The following is a 19,345-nucleotide window of genomic DNA, read 5'->3' as shown; positions in this document are numbered from 1 at the left end:
CCAACGGGGCGGGTGGATCAAAAGCAAAAGCGAGGCGAGCTGACACTCGACCTGATGGGTATACGCAATTCTGTGGATATCCTCGAACACTGGGGGAGCTGCGGTGCGACGATTCGACTTGCCAGCGATGACGGCCTGACAGCCAACCCATCACCGGCGGATGTACCCAAATCAAACCTGTGGGAGCGGGCTTGCTCGCGAAGGCTTTGTGGCTGGCGATGGGGTTGTTGAGGGTGTACATATCCGTTGCTGCGGTAACGGCGACTTACGGTTTCGCCCTTACGGCGAGGCACCTTTTTCAAACGCCAAAAAGGTCCCCCAAAAGGCTGCCCCAAATGTCCGGCCCCTCGCTGAGGCTCGGGGTCCCTTCGCTCCGGCATTCATCCGGGGGCATCGCCCTCCGGTTGGCTTCGCTGGCACCTACATGCGATGGGCATGACTCCGTCATGCGGCGCTACGCGCCAGTCCCCGGATAAACGCCTCCACTCAGCCTCCCAACGGGGCCGGTGGATCAAAAGCCAGATCAAGATCAAAAGCGCGGCGAGCTGACACTCGACCTGATGGTGTACACAGTTACCGCGTACACCTCAAACCACTGTGGGAGCTGGCTTGCCAGCGATGACGGCCTGACAGCCAACCCATCACCGGCGGATGTACCCACATCAAAACCTGTGGGAGCGCGCTTGCTCGCGATGACGGCAGTCCAGTCACTCTCAATCATTGAAGTGACGAGCAAATCACCAGGCAATCACAAGGCCTGTAGAAGCTGCAGTGCGACAATTCGATTCGATTCGTCTACTAACGTATCAGCCCATTTAGCAATTACGCTGGCCCAGCGCTTTGTGGGCGAGGCGTCACTTTTTTTTCCAAAAAACAGGCGCCTGAAAGGCGCCCATTTTTTAACTCAACTCGATACTTGATCCCTGAGTCGCCTTCCAATCACATCCATCAAGTCACAAGCATCCCGCAACGGAATCACTAGCAGTTTGGCGAAGTCATGGAGCACCACGGTGTCACTGCTGAACTCCTCGCGAAATGCGATGTTCTCCAAGACTTGGGTGACTGTGCGGAAGCGGTAATCGGCAGTGGCTTGCAACACATCAAGCGGGGCTTCAGTGTCGATAAGGAAAGCCGCGGGGGTGATGTCGATACCGGTGATAGGCATGTAGCGATTCATATAGTGAAACTCCGATCAAAACGCAAAGTTGACCGCCTCACAGACGTCGCCAAACGGCTGGGTGGCAGCTGTACGCAGGTTGGCGAACCGGGATCGGAAAACCGGCAGACCCGAAGGTCTCCCACGCACAGCTGCCATATATAGGCAGCTTTGCGAGCGTGCAAAAGCGCTTGCAAGAAAGCAATGCTTTTGCACCCGATCGACGGGTCGCCAAACCCGGTCATCGTTTTTGGATGACGGGCGGACTATAAGCGGTGGTCGGCAGAGGGGCAAGGCGGAGCTTTCTGAGCCTTGTGTAGGAATAATTTAGTTTTCTAAGGCGAATATGGCAGCCTCTTACTTACTTGTGCTGCCAGATTTGGCATTCAGGTAAATTTTGTTGCTCACTTTCAATCCCCCGCAATACGTGAAATACATTCCTGCCCCCGCGTTTGTGGATGCCATCCATCCACCCATTTCCTTGAAATCAGCTTCTGTGCATCTTCCATCATCGATCAACTGACGTGCCGCTCGTGCGAATAGATCTTTATAGATCCGGTAGTCATCAGATCCGCTGACTAGCGAATAATCCCCTGTCGCTCCTTCTCCCGGATCTGCTGGTCGATTTGGACTCAGATCTTTGTTCTGCACCCATTCAGCAAACTTTCCGCTTTGAATTCCGTTGGTGCTGGTGCAAGCGCTGTTGCCTTCCTTCACGTACTGACTTTTTCCGCCTTCACAAGACGCTGAATATGATTTGGTAATACGGCTCCAACCATTTTTGATTTCCAGAATCTCTGCACCTTCCCGAAACATGAGATGCCCAGCGACACCACATTCTTTCGAGGGGCAGGTGCGGCGTTCTGTTCGATCAGTCGTCACCCATTGCATATTCTCAGCAAACACACATGTGAGCGGTGCCACCAGTACTGCAAACAGCACCACGTTTCGAATGGCCTTTCCAATATCCAATTTGCAACTCCTGAAATATTACTTCTCGCGAGTTTGCGAATTAGCGAACCGAATCATCCACAGAGGCGAGGACGTCGGTCTTGCCTATTTATCTTTCGGTTTCTCAGCATCACTGCGCTTTTTACGAATTTGACCATCATCGTTTCTTGAGCGAGGCTGATCGCCTCCGCCGGGTTTCGGAACAACAACCCCTTTATTAATCGGCCGCCTATCAGTCATTTTTTTTCCTCTGACTTTGATTGAAATCACTTTCCTTGGCTCGCGGTAATGCGGGCCACCATGAAGGTAGTCGCAATATTCAATATCGGTTGAGGGAATTAAGATTTAGCAAATGGGGTGAGGTTAAGGGTGTTGATGGCAGGTCAGTTATTGCAGGTGGACCCCTATACTCAGGAGCGCCGACTGATCTGTGATGGTGGCCACTTGTGGGTGTACGCAGATGAAGCTTTTCAGGAGCCGGCTTGCTCGCTATGCCGTCCTTATAGACCACCTGAACGTCGTTGATTGAGTACATATCCATTCCTGCGGCAACGGCCACTTACGGTTTCGCCCTTACGGCGAGGCACCTTTTTCAAACGCCAAAAAGGTTCCCCAAAAGGCTCGCCCTAATGTACGGCCCCTCGCTAAGGCTCGGTGTTCCTTCGCTCCGGCATTCATCCGGGGGCATCGCCCTCCGGTTGGCTTCGCTGGCACCTACATGCGATGAGTTCGACTGCGTCGAACGGCGCTGCGCGCCAGTCCCCGGATAAACGCCTCCACTCAGCCTCCCAACGGGGCGGGTGGATCAAAATCAAAAGCGCGGCGAGCTGACACTCGACCTGATGGGGTACGCAAATTAATGCTGACACCTCCGATTCTGTGGGAGCTGCAGTGCGACGATTCGACTTGCCAGCAATAGCGCCCTGACAGCCAACCCATCACTGCCAGATGTACCCAAATCAAACCTGTGGGAGCGGGCTTGCTCGCGAAGACGGTCTACCCGTCAGCCAATAAACCCGGATGTACCTCAGTCCAAATGTGGGAGCGAGCCTGCTCGCGAAAGCGCCTTGTCGAACGCTGAATCTCCATCGCCTGACGAATTGCCTTCGTGAGCAGGCTCCCGCCGCGAGAATCCGCCTGCATCCAAAGCCAATCACTGCCCCGGCGCAATTGGCTCACTTCCTGCAAGTCCCCCGTATATCGCCATAAAACCTTCACCCTCAGCGTGAAAGGCCCAATGGCCACGAGTGAATGACGTGCACTGTCGGTACCGCCACCCCAAGGGACGCCGGGCCGCGCGAAGAGCAAGAGGACAGCGATGAAGGCAGTAATCCTGGCAGGTGGTCTCGGTACGCGGATCAGCGAAGAGTCGCACCTCAAGCCCAAGCCGATGATTGAAATCGGTGGCAAGCCAATTCTTTGGCACATCATGAAACAGTACTCGGCCCACGGGATCCACGACTTCGTTATTTGCCTGGGCTACAAGGGCTACGCGATCAAGGATTTCTTCGCCAACTACTTTCTGCACACGTCCGACGTGACCTTCGACATGTGCAATAACCGCATGGACGTTCACCAGAATTACAGCGAGCCGTGGCGGGTCACGCTGGTCGAGACCGGTGAGGACACCATGACCGGCGGCCGTTTGCGGCGCGCCTCGCGTTATCTGGATGGCGAGCAGGCGTTTTGCTTTACCTACGGCGATGGCGTGTCGGACCTGAATATCGGCGCGCTGGTGGATTTCCATCTGGCCCACGGCAAGCTCGCCACGGTGACGGCGGTGCAGCCCCCCGGCCGTTATGGCGCGCTGGAACGCGATGGCGACAGCGTGCGCGGCTTTATCGAAAAACCGCGCGGTGACGGTGGCTGGATCAACGGCGGCTTCTTCGTGCTGTCGCCCAAAGTGTTGCCGTATATCGCTGATGACCAGACCTCCTGGGAAGCCGAGCCCTTGGCGGCGCTGGCGGCTGAGGATCAACTGCACGCTTTCCAGCACGACGGTTTCTGGCATCCGATGGACACCCTGCGGGACAAGAATCACCTGGAACAGCTGTGGCTGAACGGGGAGGCCCCATGGAAGCAGTGGGACTGAGCCCGGAGTTCTGGCGCGGCAAACGTGTCCTGCTGACCGGCCATACCGGGTTCAAGGGCAGTTGGCTGACGTTGTGGCTGCACAGCCTCGGCGCTGAGGTCAGCGGGTTTTCCCTGGACCCGGCGACCGAGCCGAATCTGTATGACCTGGCGCGGGTCAGCGAGGGCATCAATGACCAGCGCAGTGACCTGCGTGATCTCGGTGCCTTGCTCGAATTGATCGCCGAGACCCAGCCGGAAATCGTCCTGCACCTGGCGGCTCAGCCGTTGGTGCGCGAAGGCTATCGCGATCCGCTGGGCACTTACTCCAGTAATGTCATGGGCACGTTGAATCTGTTGGAAGCGATCCGTCAGATCGGCGGCGTGCGCGCCTGTGTGCTGGTGACCACCGACAAGGTCTACGCCAACCAGGAATGGTTGTGGCCGTACCGCGAGAACGAACCGCTCGGCGGGCATGACCCTTACAGCAGCAGCAAGGCTTGCTGCGAGTTGCTGGCGCAGTCCTATGCCGCGTCGTTTTTCCCGGCCGAGCGGCACGGCGAGCACGGTCTGGCCCTGGCCACCGCGCGCGCCGGCAATGTGTTGGGTGGCGGTGATTTCGCCCCGGAACGCTTGATTCCCGATGTGCTCAAGGCCTGGTCGGCGGACAAACCGGTGACCCTGCGTTATCCACAAGCGGTGCGCCCGTGGCAGCACGCGCTGGAGCCGCTGGCCGGTTACCTGCAACTGGCGGCGGGCCTGTACCAGCATGGTCCTGAGTTCGCTGGTGCGTGGAACTTTGGCCCGAGTGACGCGGACATGTGCAGCGTCGGTGAGGTGGTGGAGTTGCTCGCCAAACGCTGGCCGGAAGCGCCAGGTTTGCGAGTTGAGCCGAGCGAATTGCACGAGGCCGGCCTGCTGCGTCTCGACAGCAGTCGCGCCCGGCAATTGCTGGCTTGGCAACCGCGCTGGTCGTTGCGCGAATGCCTGACGCAAACCCTGGACTGGCATCTGGCCTGGCAGAACGGCGACGACATGCGTGAAGTCACCCTCGGCCAATTGAATCTCTACCGAGGCGCGTTGTGAGCGAGTTTTCCATCCAGGCGTTGCCGCTGAGCGGCTTGTTCAGCGTGCAGCACAGGCGCTTTGACGATCAGCGCGGGCACTTCGCCCGCTTGTTCTGCGAGGGCAGCCTCAGCGCGTTCGGCCAGCCGTTCCATATCCGCCAGATCAATCACTCGTGTACCCGCGAGAAGGGCAGTGTGCGCGGCCTGCATTACCAGAATGCGAAAGCCCCGGAAGCCAAGTTAATCACCTGCCTGCGCGGTGAGGTGTGGGACGTGGCCGTGGACTTGCGCCCCGATTCACCGACCTTCCTGCACTGGCACGCCGAGCATCTGAAGGCCGGTGACGGTCGCAGCCTGTTGATCCCGGCCGGGTTCGCCCACGGATTCCAGAGCCTGAGCGACGACGCTGAATTGCTCTATTTACACAGCGCCGATTACAGCCCCGATCACGAGGGCGGATTGTCGGTGACTGATCCACGGCTGGCGATTAACTGGCCGTTGCCTGTCAATAATCTGTCGGCGCGGGATGCCAGCCATCCCTTGCTCGATGAGTTCGCCGGAGTGCGTGTATGAACTGCCGTGGTTGCGCAACGCCGCTGACGTTGTCGCTGATTGACCTGGGCACCTCGCCGCCCTCCAACGCCTATGTCCACGCCGAGCGGCTGGAGCAGGCTGAGCAGTGGGTGCCGCTGAAAGTCGCGGTGTGCCAGCAATGCTGGCTGGTGCAAACCGAGGACTACACCCGCGCCGACAGCCTGTTCGACGCCGAATACGCGTATTTCAGTTCGTTCTCCAGCACCTGGCTGGCCCATGCCGAGCGGTATGTTGCCGAGATGGCCGAGCGCTTCGGCCTGAACGCCGACAGCCGGGTGGTGGAAATTGCCGCCAACGACGGTTACCTGTTGCAGTACGTGGCCGGGCGCGGCATTCCGTGCCTGGGCGTCGAGCCGACCCGCAGCACCGCGCAAGCGGCGCGAGACAAAGGCTTGGAGATTCGCGAACTGTTCTTTGGCCGTGACACGGCGTTGCAGTTGAAGAACGACGGCTGGGCGGCTGACTTGATGGCGGCCAACAACGTGCTGGCCCACGTGCCGGACATTAATGATTTCCTCGGCGGTTTCGCGACCTTGCTCAAGCCCACGGGCGTGGCGACTTTCGAGTTTCCGCAATTGCTGACGCTGATGGCCGGGCAGCAGTTCGACACGTTGTATCACGAGCACTATTCCTACCTGTCGCTGACCGCCGTGCAGGCGCTGTGCGCGCGCAATGGCCTGGAGGTGTTCGACGTCAGCCCGCTGCCGACCCACGGCGGTTCGTTGCGAGTATTCGTGCAGCGCCTCGACGGTGATCGTCGCGCCGTGCTGCCGGCGGTGCAGCAACAGGTGCAGGCCGAGCAGGACGCCGGGGTGAAAACCGCTGCGTACTACGCGACGCTGGCGCCGAATGCCGAGCGCATCAAGCATGAACTGCTGCGCTTCCTGCTGCAGGCCAAGGCTGAAGGCAAACGGGTGGTCGGCTACGGCGCCGCCGCCAAGGGCAATACCTTGCTCAACTATGCCGGGGTCAAACCGGACCTGCTGGCCTGGGTCGCCGATGCCAACCCGCACAAGCAGGGCAAGTATTTGCCGGGCAGCCGTATTCCGATTGTCTCGCCGGCGCACATCGCTGCGGATAAACCGGACTACGTGCTGGTGCTGCCGTGGAACCTGCTGTCGGAAGTCAGCCAGCAACTGGCGCACGTCCGTGAGTGGGGTGGTCGCTTCGTGATCGCCGTGCCTGAGTTGACCGTCCTGTGAAAGTGCTCGTCACCGGCGCTACCGGGTTCGTCGGCCGGCATCTGGTCGCGGCCCTGTTGGCCCGTGGTTGTCAGGTGCGGGCGGTGGCGCGCAATGCCGAGACGGCGGCGAACCTGCCGTGGATCAAGGATGTCGAGTTCATTGCCGCGGATATCCACGACCCGGCGCTGGATGTTGCAGCGCTCAGCGAAGGTTTCGACGCGCTGGCGCATCTGGCCTGGCCGGGTTTGCCGAACTATCGGGCGCTGTTCCATTTCGAACACAACCTGATGGCCGATTACCGCTTTATCAAATCGGCGGTCATCGCCGGCATCGGCCAAGTGCTGGTGACCGGCACCTGCTTCGAGTACGGCTTGCAAAGCGGCCCACTCAGCGAAGACACCGCACCGCAGCCGAGCAACCCTTACGGCCTGGCGAAGAACACCCTGCGCTTATTCCTGGAAAACCTCCAAGCCGAACAACCCTTCACCCTGCAATGGGCGCGGCTGTTTTACCTGCACGGCGCCGGGCAGAACCCCAACAGTTTGCTCGCGGCGCTGGACCGGGCGATCGACGCCGGTGACGCGACGTTCAACATGTCCGCCGGTGAGCAACTGCGTGATTACCTGGCGATCGACACCGCCGCCGATTACCTCGCCGCCGTGCTGCAGCAGCGCCAGTTCAACGGTGTGTTCAATTGCGCCAGCGGCCAGCCGATCTCGGTGCGCGCTCTGGTGGAACAACGGGTGCGTGAACGTGGCGCGACGATTCAGCTGAACCTTGGACATTACCCGTATCCGACCCACGAACCCCTGGCGTTCTGGGGCGTGGCGGAACGCTTGCAGCAGTTAACGGGAGCAGAACATGGTGCATGAGTTGTATCGGGTCTCCGACCTGCCGGTGTTGCAGAACCGCACCTTTGCCGACGCCGCGTCGGCCAGGGCTTCGGCCAGCGCCGACATCGTGCTGGTGCAGGATGAAACCAGCGGGCTGATCTTCAACGGCGCCTTTGATGCCGACAAGCTCAGTTATGACGCCGACTATCAGAATGAACAGGCGCACTCGGGCCAGTTCCAGCAGCACCTGGACGACGTTGAAGGCATTATCGCCAAGCATTTCAAGGGGCGGGAGCTGATCGAAGTCGGCTGCGGCAAGGGTTACTTCCTTGAATTGCTCAAAGCCCGCGGCTACGCGGTCACCGGCATCGACCCGGCCTACGAGGGCAACAACGCCGACGTGATCAAGGCACCGTTCACCCGTGGCCTCGGTTTGTCTGCCGATGCCCTGGTGCTACGCCATGTGCTGGAACATATCCAGGACCCGGTGAGCTTTCTCGCGGCCATGGCCGAGGCCAATCAGGGCGGGCAGATCTACATCGAAGTGCCGTGCTTCGACTGGATCATCGAGCACCGTGCCTGGTTCGATGTGTTCTATGAGCACGTCAATTATTTCCGCCTCGACGACCTGCGCCGTTTGTTCGGCACCGTGCACGAGGCCGGGCACCTGTTTGGCGGCCAGTACCTGTACATCGTCGCCGACCTCGCGACCCTGCGCCTGACCCCCGATCAACCGGTGCCACGCCTGGCGCTGCCGGACAATTTCAGCAGCAGCCTCGCGCGCGCGGTGCAGATTATCCAGGCCTCGCCCGAGCAGGGTTCGGCGATTTGGGGCGCGTCGTCCAAAGGCGTGATTTATTCGCTGTTCCTGCAACGAGCCGGGGTGGCCGTGGACCGCGTGGTCGACATCAACCCGGCCAAGCAGGGCCGCTATTTGCCCTTGAGCGGTGTGCGCGTGTCGTCGCCGCAAGAGGCCATGGACGCGCTGCCCGAAGGCGCCCATCTGTTTGTGATGAACTCCAACTACCTCGAAGAAATCAAGCGGATGACCGGTGGACGCTACGTCTATCACGCCGTCGACAGCGCTTCGTTCCTGTGACTATTGAGATTCGACCATGACCGACAACAGCATCAACCAAGCCTTTGAAGCCCAATGCCAGGAAGAGATCGCGCGCCAGGGCGACGACCAGAAACTCACCGGCCTGGCCCGGGAGTTTTTCAACGAATCGGCCAAGCACAAGTACAGCTACCACTTCTCCTGGATGGGCCGCCCGATCATCCAGTTGCCGCAAGACATGATGGCGATGCAAGAGATCATCTGGCAGGTCAAGCCTGACTTGGTGATTGAGTGCGGCATCGCCCACGGCGGTTCGATCATCTACTACGCCTCGTTGCTGGAGCTGCAAGGCCACGGCGAAGTGCTGGGCATCGACCTCGACATTCGTCCGCACAACCGCGAAGCCATCGAAAGCCACCCGATGGCCAAGCGTATTTCGATGATCGAAGGTTCCAGCATCGACCCAGCGATTGCCGATCAGGTGCGTGCGGCTGCCGAAGGCAAAAAAGTGATTCTGGTGCTCGACTCCAACCACACTCACGACCACGTCCTTGAAGAGCTGCGCCTGTACGCGCCACTGGTCTCGGTGGACAGCTACTGCGTGGTGATGGACACCGTGGTCGAAGACATGCCCGCGGACTTTTTCCCGGATCGCCCATGGGGCCCGGGCGACAACCCGAAGACCGCCGTGTGGAAATACCTGGAAGAAAACCGCGACTTCGAAATCGACCAGCAACTGCAAAACAAACTGCTGATCACCGTGGCGCCGGACGGCTACCTGCGTCGCGTTCGTTAATCAATATCTGACTGTTGTTCTCGGCGCGTGGCCGGTTGTGGGGATAGGAATATGCACGTTCAAAACACTGCTGGAAATAATGTGGCAGCGCTGGACCAGCGCTTGACGGTGGTGGTGATTTCCCACAACCGCAACGCGTTCCTGCGTCGCACTTTGCACTACTACAGCAGCTATCCCTGCACGATCCTGGTTCTGGATTCGTCGACCGAAGCCGATCCGCACATCACCCGTGATTTCCCGCGGGTCGATTATCGGCACTTGCCGCAGTTCACTTACACCGGTCTGCAGGAAAAACTCGCCTTCGGCGTGAATCAAGTGACCACGCCGTACATGGTGCTGGCGGCCGATGACGACTTCCTGATCCATGACGCAGTCACCGAGTCGCTGGAATTTCTGGAAGCACACGCCGACTACGGCATGTGCCACGGCTACGGGATCATGTACCTGGCCCGCGCCACCGAAGTGAATTTCTTCCGCCGCGATCGTAAGGGCCAGGAAGACTACGGCTCGGACAGCGCCGAAGAGCGCCTGATGCAATTCATGGGGCACTTCCTGCCACCGTTCTATGCGGTCAGCCGCACCCGGTTACTCCAGGACTGGCATAACGCGTTGCTGCCGGGCACCAGTTTCGAATGGCAGGAAATCGGCCACGCCTATTACATGCTGGCGCGGGCCAAGGCGCGGATTCTGCCGATCCCGTTCGCCGTCAGGGAAATCCCCTACGGCGCCTCGGAGCACAACACCAACGTGCTGACGGTGCTGACCCTCAAGGACGCGAAAACCGTCGCCGATCGCGAGCGCTTTGCCGAGTTTCTCGCCTCGCTGCCGACGGCGATGAACCACCAGACTCCGGCCGACGGCAAGCAAGTAGCCCTCGACAGTTTCGCCGCCATGGCCGACTGCCTGAACAACCTGCGCTCGTTGAAAGGCACACTGATTTTTACCTCGGCCTGGCCAGAGGTCGGCCAGGAGCCGGTGCGCACCTTCAACACCGAGCAATTTGTGGAGATGCCGTTCTACAATCAGCGGGTGTTCGATCTGCTGACCGAGCTAGAGTTTCTCCTGCACAGCATGCCCGCCGGCAAGCTGCAGTTGCAGGAACTGGAAGGCATTCTGCTCAAACAGCACGACTTGATGCGCGTGCATCCCAACGACAACGAGCGGACCTTGCGCGCGCGGTTGTGGGAAGCCCACAGCCTTAATCTGTTCAACCGCACCGTGGTCGCGCGCCTGGTGGAATCCCTCAAGGGCAGCGAAGACGCGCAAGAAGGCCTGAAGCTGCAAGCCTGGGCGGAACGCCTGGCCTCGGTGCCAGCGCAGAGCCCGCAATCGCTGCTGGAAAACATGCCGTCCGGGCGCCTGCTCAGCTGGCTTGATGCCCGTGCCCCGGACGCGACGCAGCTGTCATCGATCGCCGCGCACCTGGCCCGGCACAACGGTGGCCCGCAATTCGGCATCCTGCTGCTGGACCTGGACGCTGACATGGTCAAGTTGCAGAGCACGTTCGACAGCCTGGTCAGCAGCCATTGCAAGGCGTTCAACGTGGTGGTGTTCACCACGGGTGATCTCCCGGCGATCACCACGCCGCGCGACACCGTGCATTTCGTCAAAGTCACGACCACCAACTACGTCGAGCGCATCAACCAGAGTCTCAAGCAGTTCACCAGCGACTGGCTGTTGCTGGGCGAGGCGGGTGACCAATTCACTGCCAGCGGTTTGCTGCGCGCCAGCCTGGAACTGCTTGGCGCCGAGGGTGTGCGTGCCGTGGCCATGGACGAAATCCAGCGCCAGGCCAACGGTGCCCTGAGCGATGTGTTCCGGCCCGGGGTCAACCTTGATCTGCTGCAAACCGTGCCGTCGCTGATGGCGCGCCATTGGTTGATCCGGCGTGACGTGTTGGTCGCCGCCCGTGGCTACTCGGCGGAATACCCGCAGGCGCTGGAGTTCGACCTGCTGCTGCGCCTGATCGAAGACGGCGGCCTCGCTGGCCTGGCACATCTGGCCGAGCCGTTACTGATCAGCAACGCGGCGCCGGCGGAGGAAAACCCGCAGGAGCGTCAAGTCCTGACTCGTCACCTGGCCAACCGGGGTTATCGCGCCCAGGTCAGTTCGGAACTGCCGCAAACCTGGCAGATCGACTACCAGCATGCCGAGCGTCCGCACGTGTCGATCCTCCTCGACAGCCAGGACAACTTCGAAGACCTGCAGCGCAGCGTGGTCGGTGTGCTGCAACGCACCCGCTACCAGCGTCATGAAATCCTGATTGCCGATAACCATAGCCAGTCCGAGGAATTGCTGGCCTGGCTGGCGACCCTGGACGGCAAGAGCGAGCGCATCCGCATCCTGCGCAGCGACCGACGCCTGAGCACATCGGCGCTGTACAACTTCGCCGCACGGCAGGCCAAGGGCGAATACCTGGTGCTGATGTCGTCGGCGTCGGAAGTGGTCAACTCCAACTGGCTCGACAGCCTGGTCAACCAGGCCAAGCGCCCGGAAGTCGGGATTGTCGGTGCCAAACTGATGGACTTCCGCGGCGTCACCACTCAGGCCGGCATGGTCCTGGGACTCAATGGCGTGGTTGGCTCGGTGTTTGTCGACGAGCGCAAAGACGCCAAGGGTTACCTGTTCGGCCACCAGGTGGAGCAGAACTACTCGGCGGTGTCCGGCGCTTGCCTGATGATCGGCAAGGCCTTGTTCGACGCGGTCGGCGGGCTGGACGAGGAGCACTTCGACGAGGCCTTCGCCGATGTCGACCTGTGCCTGAAAGTCGCCGATGCCGGCTACCTGATCGTCTGGACCCCGCAGGCGCAACTGCTGCACCCCGGCACCCTGGTCGACGCCCCGCAAACCGCCGCCGCACTGCGCGACAAGTGGCAGGCACGCATGGCCCAGGACACCGCTTACAACCAGAACCTGGCCCTGACCGGCAAGGGCTTTACCCTCAGCGAAGCGACCCGTGTGAACTGGGCGCAGTTGCTCGCATAAGCCTGGCAGACAGGTACAAGGACTCAAGGCATGTTCAACGGTAAATCGATTTTCATCTCCGGCGGCACCGGTTCGTTCGGGCGCAATTTCATCCGCCGCCTGCTGGAGCAATACCAGCCCAAACGCGTGGTGGTGTTCTCCCGCGATGAGCTCAAGCAGTACGAGATGCAGCAGACATTCAACGCGCCGTGCATGCGTTATTTCCTGGGCGATGTGCGCGACGGCGAGCGCTTGCGCCAGGCCATGCGCGGTATCGATTACGTGGTGCATGCCGCAGCGCTCAAGCAAGTGCCGGCGGCGGAATACAACCCCACCGAATGCATTCGCACCAACGTCAACGGCGCGGAGAACATCATCGCCGCCGCCATCGACAACGGTGTCAAGCAAGTGGTGGCATTGTCCACCGACAAGGCCGCGAGCCCGATCAACCTGTACGGCGCGACCAAGTTGCTGTCGGACAAACTGTTCGTCGCCGCCAACAACATTGCCGGCGAGCAACAGACCCGGTTCGCCGTGGTGCGTTACGGCAACGTCGCGGGTTCGCGGGGCTCGGTGGTGCCGTTCTTCAGCAAACTGATCGCCGATGGTGCCACTGAGCTGCCGATTACCGACGAGCGCATGACACGCTTCTGGATCACCCTCGACCACGGCGTGCAATTCGTGCTCGACAGCTTCGCGCGGATGCACGGCGGCGAAGTGTTCGTGCCGAAGATTCCGTCGATCCGCATCGTCGACCTGGCCACGGGCATGGCCGAACACCTGCCGCAGAAGAACATCGGCATTCGTCCTGGGGAAAAACTCCACGAGTTGATGGTGCCGCTGGACGATGCGCGCATGACCCTGGAATTTGACGACCACTACACCATCCAGCCGTCGATCCGCTTCACCAGCGTCGACGTCGATTTCGCTGTGGACAAACTCGGCGAGCGCGGGCGGCCGGTGAGCGAAGATTTCGAATACCGCTCCGACACCAACCCGCACTTTCTCTCGGTGCGCCAGATCAACGAGCTGCACGCCGGGCTGAGCGCATGATTCCCTACGGTCGGCAAAGTCTCGACCAGGCCGACATCGACGCCGTGGTGGCGGTGTTGCAGTCCGACTGGTTGACCCAGGGCCCGGCAATCGCCGGGTTCGAACAGGCGCTGGCCGCGCGTTGCGGGGCGGGTTACGCGGTCGCGGTGTGCAACGCCACGGCGGCGCTGCACATTGCTTGCCTGGCGGCGGACCTCGGGCCGGGCGACCGTTTGTGGACCACGCCCAACACCTTTCTCGCGTCGGCCAACTGCGGCCGTTATTGCGGGGCCGAGGTGGACTTTGTCGACATCGATCCGCTGACCTGGAACCTCGACGCCGAAGCCCTGGCGAGCAAACTGCAACAGGCTGAACGTGACGGCAGGTTGCCCAAAGTGCTGGTGGCGGTGGCGTTTTCCGGGCAGAGCTGCAACATGCGGCGGATTGCCGAACTGGCCGAGCGCTACGGCTTCACCGTGATCGAGGATGCATCCCACGCGGTGGGCGCGAGCTACGCCGGGCGACCGGTGGGATGTGGCGAGTTCGCCGCCATGACGGTGTTCAGTTTTCACCCGGTTAAAATCGTCACCAGTGCCGAGGGCGGCATGGTCCTGACCAATCGGCCCGAGCTTGCCGAGCGCCTGCAACGCCTGCGCAGCCACGGCATGACCCGCGACCCGCAACACATGACCGAAGCCAGCCATGGCCCGTGGTACTACCAGCAAATCGAGCTGGGCTTCAATTACCGCATGACTGATCTGCAAGCCGCGCTCGGGCTGTCGCAGTTGAGCAAACTCGAGGGCTTCATCGCCCGTCGCCGTGAACTGGCGGCGCGTTACGACCGCTTGCTCGCCGACCTGCCGCTGACCTTGCCCGCTGCGCAAGCCGAGGCCGAGTCCGCGTGGCACCTGTACGTGGTGCGTTTGCAACTCGGTCGCATCAAGCTCAGCCACCGCCAGGTGTTCGAAGGCCTGCGCGCGGCGGGCATCGGCGTCAACCTGCACTATATTCCGGTCCATCTTCAGCCGTACTATCGTGACCTGGGCTTCGCCGAGGGTGACTTCCCCGAGGCCGAGCGCTATTACGCCGAGGCGATCAGCTTGCCGCTGTTCCCTCTGCTGACCGATGAACAACAGGACTTTGTGGTCGAGCAACTGCGACGGCTGGTCCTTGAGGAGTAGCGTGTGAGCGCAGTCGCGATCATCCCCGCCCGCGGCGGCAGCAAACGCATTCCGCGCAAGAACCTGTTGCCGTTCGACGGCGTGCCGATGATCGCCCGTTCGATCCGCACGGCGTTGGCCTCTGGGCTGTTCGAGCGGGTGGTGGTCAGCACCGATGACCGCGAGATCGCCGACCTGGCGCTGGCCGAAGGCGCCGAGGTGCCGTTTATGCGCCCGGCGGCGCTGGCGGATGATTTCACCGGCACGGCGGCAGTGATGGTGCATGCCTTGGGTGAGCTGCCGGCGTTCGATTTTGCCTGCTGCATCTACGCCACCGCACCATTGTTGCAAGCGCGTTATCTAAGCGAAGGGCTGGACCTGCTGACGCAACACCCGGACAAATCCTTTGCCTTTTCCGTGGCCAGTTTCGGTTTCCCGGTGCAGCGCGCGTTGACCCTGGACGAGGAGGGCGCGCTGACCTCGCTGTACCCGGAATTTCGCCAGACGCGCTCTCAGGACTTGCCCGAAGCTTTCCAGGACGCCGGCCAGTTTTACTGGGGCCGCCGCGACGCCTGGCTGCGCGGCGACCTGCTGTTTTCCCCGGCGAGCCTGCCGGTGATCCTGCCGCGTCACCTGGTGCAGGACATCGACACCCGCGAGGACTGGAAACGCGCCGAGTACCTCTACGCGGCGCTGCGGGCGGGCGGTGAGTTGTCATGAGAGTGCTGATCCGCGCCGACGCCTCGCCGACCATCGGTAGCGGCCATATCGCCCGTTGCCTGACGCTGGCGCGGGTGCTGCGCCGGCAGGGCGCCGAGGTGACGTTCGCCTGCCGACAGTTGCCGGGGCATCGCTTGCGGGCATTGGCTGACCAAGGTTTTCGGACCTTTGCTTTGCCTGATCGCTACCCCGACGAAGACCCTGGCCAAGCCATCGAATCCCTGTTGCCGTGGCAAGCGGACATCGACGCCTTGGCAGCGGCGCTGAGCGACGAGCCGGGGTTCGACTGGATCATCGTCGACCACTACGGCCTAGACCACCACTGGCAAACCGCCGCGCGCCGCTTTGCGCCGCGAATCATGGCGATCGACGACTTGGCCACGCGCAGCTACGCGGTGGACCTGCTGCTCAATCAGAACCTGTCCGGCACGGCGCAGGCTTACGACGGTTTACTGATGACGTCCAGCCGATTGTTGATGGGGCCGCGATTTGCCCTGCTGCGCGATGAGTTTGATTGCCCGGCCATCGAGATCAGGGCTGTGGCCCAGCGAGTGCTGGTGAACTTCGGCGGCTTCGACGCGGCCCGGCAGACCCATCACGCCATGCTGGCGTTGGCGGATTTCACTGAGCTTGAGGTGGATTTTGTCGCCGGTGCGGATAACCCGGCCTGGTCGGCGATGCAGCAACTGGCGGCCACGCGGCCGAACTGGCGGTTGCACGAATACGTCAGCGACTTCTACCGGTTGATGACCGAGGCCGATCTGTTTGTCGGCGCCGGTGGCGGCACCAGTTGGGAGCGGGCGGCCATGGGCCTGCCGACGATCTGCATCGCGGTGTCAAACAACCAGCAGGCCAACGGCGAGGTGATGGCGAGGGCCGGTGCGCACGTATTCCTCGGCGCCCGCGAGCAGGTCAGCGTCGAGCAACTGCGCCAGGCCATCGGTTTTGTCGTGGGCAACCAAGGCGTGCGTCAGAGCCTGGCGCAGTGCTCGCGGCAATTGGTGGATGGCTTGGGCGTGCAGCGGGTGGCGGCGGCATTGCGCGGCGCGGTGCTTGAATTGCGCCGGGCCACAGCGGAGGATTCGCGCCTGCTATTCGACGGGCGTAACGCCGAGGCGGTACGTCGGCAATCCCTGGATGCGCGGCCGATCGAATGGCCGGCGCACCAAGCCTGGTTTGCCGCGAGTTTGCTTGATCGTCAGCGCTTGCTGCTGATCGCCGAAGCGGCGGATGGGCCGATCGGTGTGTTGCGTTATGACCTCAGCGGCAACGAAGCGCTGGTGTCGATTTACTTGTTTGAACCACGTTTCGGTCAGGGCTGGGGCAGGGCGCTGCTGGCCCGCGGCGAGGCCTATGTCGCGGCGCACTGGCCCAACCTCAGCGCGATCAACGCGCAGGTGCTGCCAGCCAATCCGTCGTCATTGAATCTGTTTCGCCACGCCGGCTACGCGCAAAGTGCCTGCGAATTTCGGCGCGTTATCAAAGGATCTTCAGCATGAGCAGTTTCAAGATCGGCCACCACAGCATCGGCGCCGACGCGCCGCCGTTCATCATTGCCGAGATGAGCGGCAACCATAACCAGTCGCTGGACGTGGCGTTACAGATCGTCGAGGCTGCCGCCAAGGCCGGCGCCCATGCGCTGAAGCTGCAGACGTACACCGCCGAGACCATGACCCTGGACCTGTCCGAGGGCGAGTTCTTCATCCAGGACCCCAACAGTCTGTGGGCGGGGACCTCGCTGTATGCCCTCTATGAAAAGGCCCATACGCCGTGGGAATGGCACGCGCCGATTTTCGCCCGGGCCAAGGAACTGGGGATGCTCGCATTCTCCACGCCGTTCGATGACAGCGCCGTGGACTTTCTTGAAAGCCTCGACGTCCCGGCCTACAAGATCGCCAGTTTCGAAAACACCGATTTGCCGCTGATCCGCCGGGTTGCGGCCACCGGCAAGCCGCTGATTATTTCCACCGGCATGGCCAGCCTTGCCGAACTCGACGAAACCGTGCGCGCCGCCCGTGAGGCCGGTTGCCGCGACCTGGTGCTGCTCAAGTGCACCAGCACCTACCCGGCGACGCCGGCCAACAGCAACGTGCGGACAATTCCGCATTTGCGCGAACTGTTCGGCTGTGAAGTGGGGCTTTCCGACCACTCCATGGGCGTTGGGGTGTCGGTGGCTGCCGTAGCACTGGGCGCGACCGTGGTCGAAAAACACTTCACCCTCGACCGTGCGGCCGGCGGTGTCGATGCCAGTTTCTCCCTGGAACCGGCGGAACTGGCTAGCCTGGTGGTGGAAACCGAACGCGCATGGCAAGCCATGGGCCAGGTGCATTACGGCGTCACCGAGGCCGAGCGCAAGTCGCTGGTGTACCGCCGCTCGCTGTACGTCACCCAGGACATGGCGGCCGGAGAAGCCTTCAGCGTCGCCAATGTGCGGGCTATTCGTCCGGGGCTGGGCCTGGCGCCCAAGCACGCTGAAAGCCTGCTCGGCCGCCGTGCCCGCCAGCCGATCAAACGCGGCACGCCGCTGAACTGGTCGTTGGTCGAATAACCGCTTGTGCCCTCGATTCGGCAAAATAGCGTGACCTGCGAGTCATAACGCGCATCTTCACTGTATTGTATTGACCGGGGAGATGGCGCCTGGCCTGTTTTCAGGACCAGTGATAGCCCTTTACGCTCCCCGTTGGCGCCCATCGTGGCGGCAAAAACACTTATGGTTAGTCGGCGCCCCTCGATTCCTGCGAGCGGTGGTACTGGGCTGTTTAATATTGGGAAGCCGTAATGATTGGCATAAAAAGCATTGCGAGCTACGTTCCTGTAGCCGGCGTGGACAATTACGCACAAGGTGCAAAATTCGAGAAGGATGAAGAATTCATCCTCGGTAAAATCGGCTCCGCCTTCCTGCCGCGTAAAGACGCCGAACAGGAAACCTCGGACCTGTGTGTCGAAGCGGCCAATGCGCTGTTCGCCAACAATCCTGACCTGAAGCGTGAATCCATCGATGTGCTGATCGTCGTCACCCAGAACGGTGACGAAGAAGGTTTGCCGCACACGGCGGCCATCGTGCAGGACAAATTGGGCCTGACCACCAACGTCGCGGCGTTCGATATCTCGCTGGGCTGCTCGGGCTATGTCTACGGCATCTACGCGATCAAGGGCTTCATGGAAGCCGCCGGCCTGAAGAACGGCCTGCTGATCACCGCTGACCCGTACTCGAAGATCGTCGACCCGGAAGACCGCAACACCACCATGCTGTTCGGCGACGCCGCCACCGCCACCTGGATGGCCGACGGCGCACCGTGGCAGTTGGGCAAGGCCAAGTTCGGCACCGACGGTTCCGGCGCGCCGCACTTGAAGGTCAGCGATGGTGTGTTCTTCATGAACGGCCGCCAGGTGTTCAATTTCGCATTGCTCAAAGTCCCGGCGCATTTGCACGAACTGCTCGACGAGTCGGGCCTGCAAGGCAGCGACATCGATGCCTTCTGCATCCACCAGGGCAGCGCGGCGATTGTCGATGCCGTGGCGCGACGCTTCGAAGGCGAGCCGGAGAAGTTCATCAAGGACATGGTCGAGACCGGCAACACCGTGTCGTCGAGCATTCCACTGCTGCTGGAGAAGCATGTGCTCGACTCCGACTGGAAGCGCGTGGCGCTCAGCGGTTTCGGTGTTGGGTTGTCGTGGGGATCGGCGATTATCTATCGCCCGTAAGCCTGATCGCGGCTTGAATCCGTAGTCACACAAATAGCGTTCAAGGTGTAACCTTG

General features: G+C 61.4%; 17 protein-coding genes. 15 read left to right on the top strand and 2 right to left on the bottom strand.

Going from position 1 to position 19,345, the window contains the following annotated elements; genetic code table 11:
* A partial coding sequence (locus tag RG836_RS02810) for a hypothetical protein (protein WP_310843034.1) occupies positions 1-231 on the top strand: 231 nt, incomplete at its 5' end.
* 673 nt (positions 232-904) lie between these two features.
* Here the strand turns inward: RG836_RS02810 and RG836_RS02805 are convergent.
* Complete coding sequence (locus RG836_RS02805) at positions 905-1,177, bottom strand: hypothetical protein (protein ID WP_310843033.1); 273 nt, start codon at positions 1,175-1,177, stop codon at positions 905-907.
* Positions 1,178-1,513: 336 nt separating this feature from the next.
* Complete coding sequence (locus tag RG836_RS02800) at positions 1,514-2,128, bottom strand: hypothetical protein (protein ID WP_310843031.1); 615 nt, start codon at positions 2,126-2,128, stop codon at positions 1,514-1,516.
* 1,297 nt (positions 2,129-3,425) lie between these two features.
* Between RG836_RS02800 and rfbF the strand changes: the two genes are divergently transcribed.
* From rfbF to RG836_RS02730, 14 genes are all read left to right on the top strand, one after another.
* On the top strand, positions 3,426-4,199 hold the full coding sequence (gene rfbF, locus RG836_RS02795) for a glucose-1-phosphate cytidylyltransferase (protein ID WP_310843029.1): 774 nt from the start codon (positions 3,426-3,428) through the stop codon (positions 4,197-4,199).
* Positions 4,181-5,263: a CDP-glucose 4,6-dehydratase gene (rfbG, locus tag RG836_RS02790; RefSeq protein ID WP_310843028.1), complete on the top strand. Its 1,083-nt coding sequence runs from the start codon at positions 4,181-4,183 to the stop codon at positions 5,261-5,263. The genes rfbF and rfbG overlap by 19 nt, the downstream gene beginning before the upstream one ends.
* Positions 5,260-5,817, top strand: a complete 558-nt coding sequence (locus RG836_RS02785; RefSeq protein ID WP_310843027.1) for a dTDP-4-dehydrorhamnose 3,5-epimerase family protein — start codon at positions 5,260-5,262, stop codon at positions 5,815-5,817. Before rfbG ends, RG836_RS02785 begins: the two co-directional genes overlap by 4 nt.
* Positions 5,814-7,040: a class I SAM-dependent methyltransferase gene (locus tag RG836_RS02780; RefSeq protein WP_310843025.1), complete on the top strand. Its 1,227-nt coding sequence runs from the start codon at positions 5,814-5,816 to the stop codon at positions 7,038-7,040. Before RG836_RS02785 ends, RG836_RS02780 begins: the two co-directional genes overlap by 4 nt.
* Positions 7,037-7,894 (top strand): NAD-dependent epimerase/dehydratase family protein, encoded by an 858-nt coding sequence (locus RG836_RS02775; RefSeq protein WP_310843024.1) that lies wholly within the window; start codon positions 7,037-7,039, stop codon positions 7,892-7,894. Before RG836_RS02780 ends, RG836_RS02775 begins: the two co-directional genes overlap by 4 nt.
* Complete coding sequence (locus tag RG836_RS02770; RefSeq protein ID WP_310843023.1) at positions 7,884-8,954, top strand: class I SAM-dependent methyltransferase; 1,071 nt, start codon at positions 7,884-7,886, stop codon at positions 8,952-8,954. Before RG836_RS02775 ends, RG836_RS02770 begins: the two co-directional genes overlap by 11 nt.
* Before the next feature lie 16 nt (positions 8,955-8,970).
* The gene (locus RG836_RS02765; protein ID WP_310843021.1) at positions 8,971-9,708 is read left to right on the top strand and encodes a cephalosporin hydroxylase family protein; all 738 of its coding nucleotides are present in this window, start codon (positions 8,971-8,973) and stop codon (positions 9,706-9,708) included.
* 51 nt (positions 9,709-9,759) lie between these two features.
* The gene (locus tag RG836_RS02760; protein WP_310843019.1) at positions 9,760-12,693 is read left to right on the top strand and encodes a TIGR00180 family glycosyltransferase; all 2,934 of its coding nucleotides are present in this window, start codon (positions 9,760-9,762) and stop codon (positions 12,691-12,693) included.
* A 30-nt stretch (positions 12,694-12,723) separates the two neighbouring features.
* Positions 12,724-13,725, top strand: a complete 1,002-nt coding sequence (gene pseB / locus RG836_RS02755) for a UDP-N-acetylglucosamine 4,6-dehydratase (inverting) (protein WP_310843018.1) — start codon at positions 12,724-12,726, stop codon at positions 13,723-13,725.
* Positions 13,722-14,885, top strand: a complete 1,164-nt coding sequence (gene pseC / locus RG836_RS02750) for a UDP-4-amino-4,6-dideoxy-N-acetyl-beta-L-altrosamine transaminase (RefSeq protein WP_310843017.1) — start codon at positions 13,722-13,724, stop codon at positions 14,883-14,885. The genes pseB and pseC overlap by 4 nt, the downstream gene beginning before the upstream one ends.
* A 3-nt stretch (positions 14,886-14,888) precedes the next feature.
* Positions 14,889-15,584, top strand: a complete 696-nt coding sequence (gene pseF, locus RG836_RS02745; RefSeq protein WP_310843015.1) for a pseudaminic acid cytidylyltransferase — start codon at positions 14,889-14,891, stop codon at positions 15,582-15,584.
* The gene (pseG, locus tag RG836_RS02740; RefSeq protein WP_310843013.1) at positions 15,581-17,083 is read left to right on the top strand and encodes a UDP-2,4-diacetamido-2,4,6-trideoxy-beta-L-altropyranose hydrolase; all 1,503 of its coding nucleotides are present in this window, start codon (positions 15,581-15,583) and stop codon (positions 17,081-17,083) included. Before pseF ends, pseG begins: the two co-directional genes overlap by 4 nt.
* Positions 17,080-18,132 carry a pseudaminic acid synthase gene (pseI, locus tag RG836_RS02735; protein WP_310843012.1) on the top strand — a complete coding sequence of 351 codons (1,053 nt, stop codon included), beginning with the start codon at positions 17,080-17,082 and terminating at the stop codon, positions 18,130-18,132. Before pseG ends, pseI begins: the two co-directional genes overlap by 4 nt.
* Before the next feature lie 230 nt (positions 18,133-18,362).
* Positions 18,363-19,289: a ketoacyl-ACP synthase III gene (locus tag RG836_RS02730; RefSeq protein WP_310843011.1), complete on the top strand. Its 927-nt coding sequence runs from the start codon at positions 18,363-18,365 to the stop codon at positions 19,287-19,289.
* Positions 19,290-19,345: the final 56 nt, after the last annotated feature.

This window comes from Pseudomonas rhizozeae (assembly GCF_031583775.1).
In the GTDB taxonomy this organism is placed as follows: domain Bacteria; phylum Pseudomonadota; class Gammaproteobacteria; order Pseudomonadales; family Pseudomonadaceae; genus Aquipseudomonas.
This window is presented reverse-complemented; position numbering and strand designations above follow the sequence as displayed.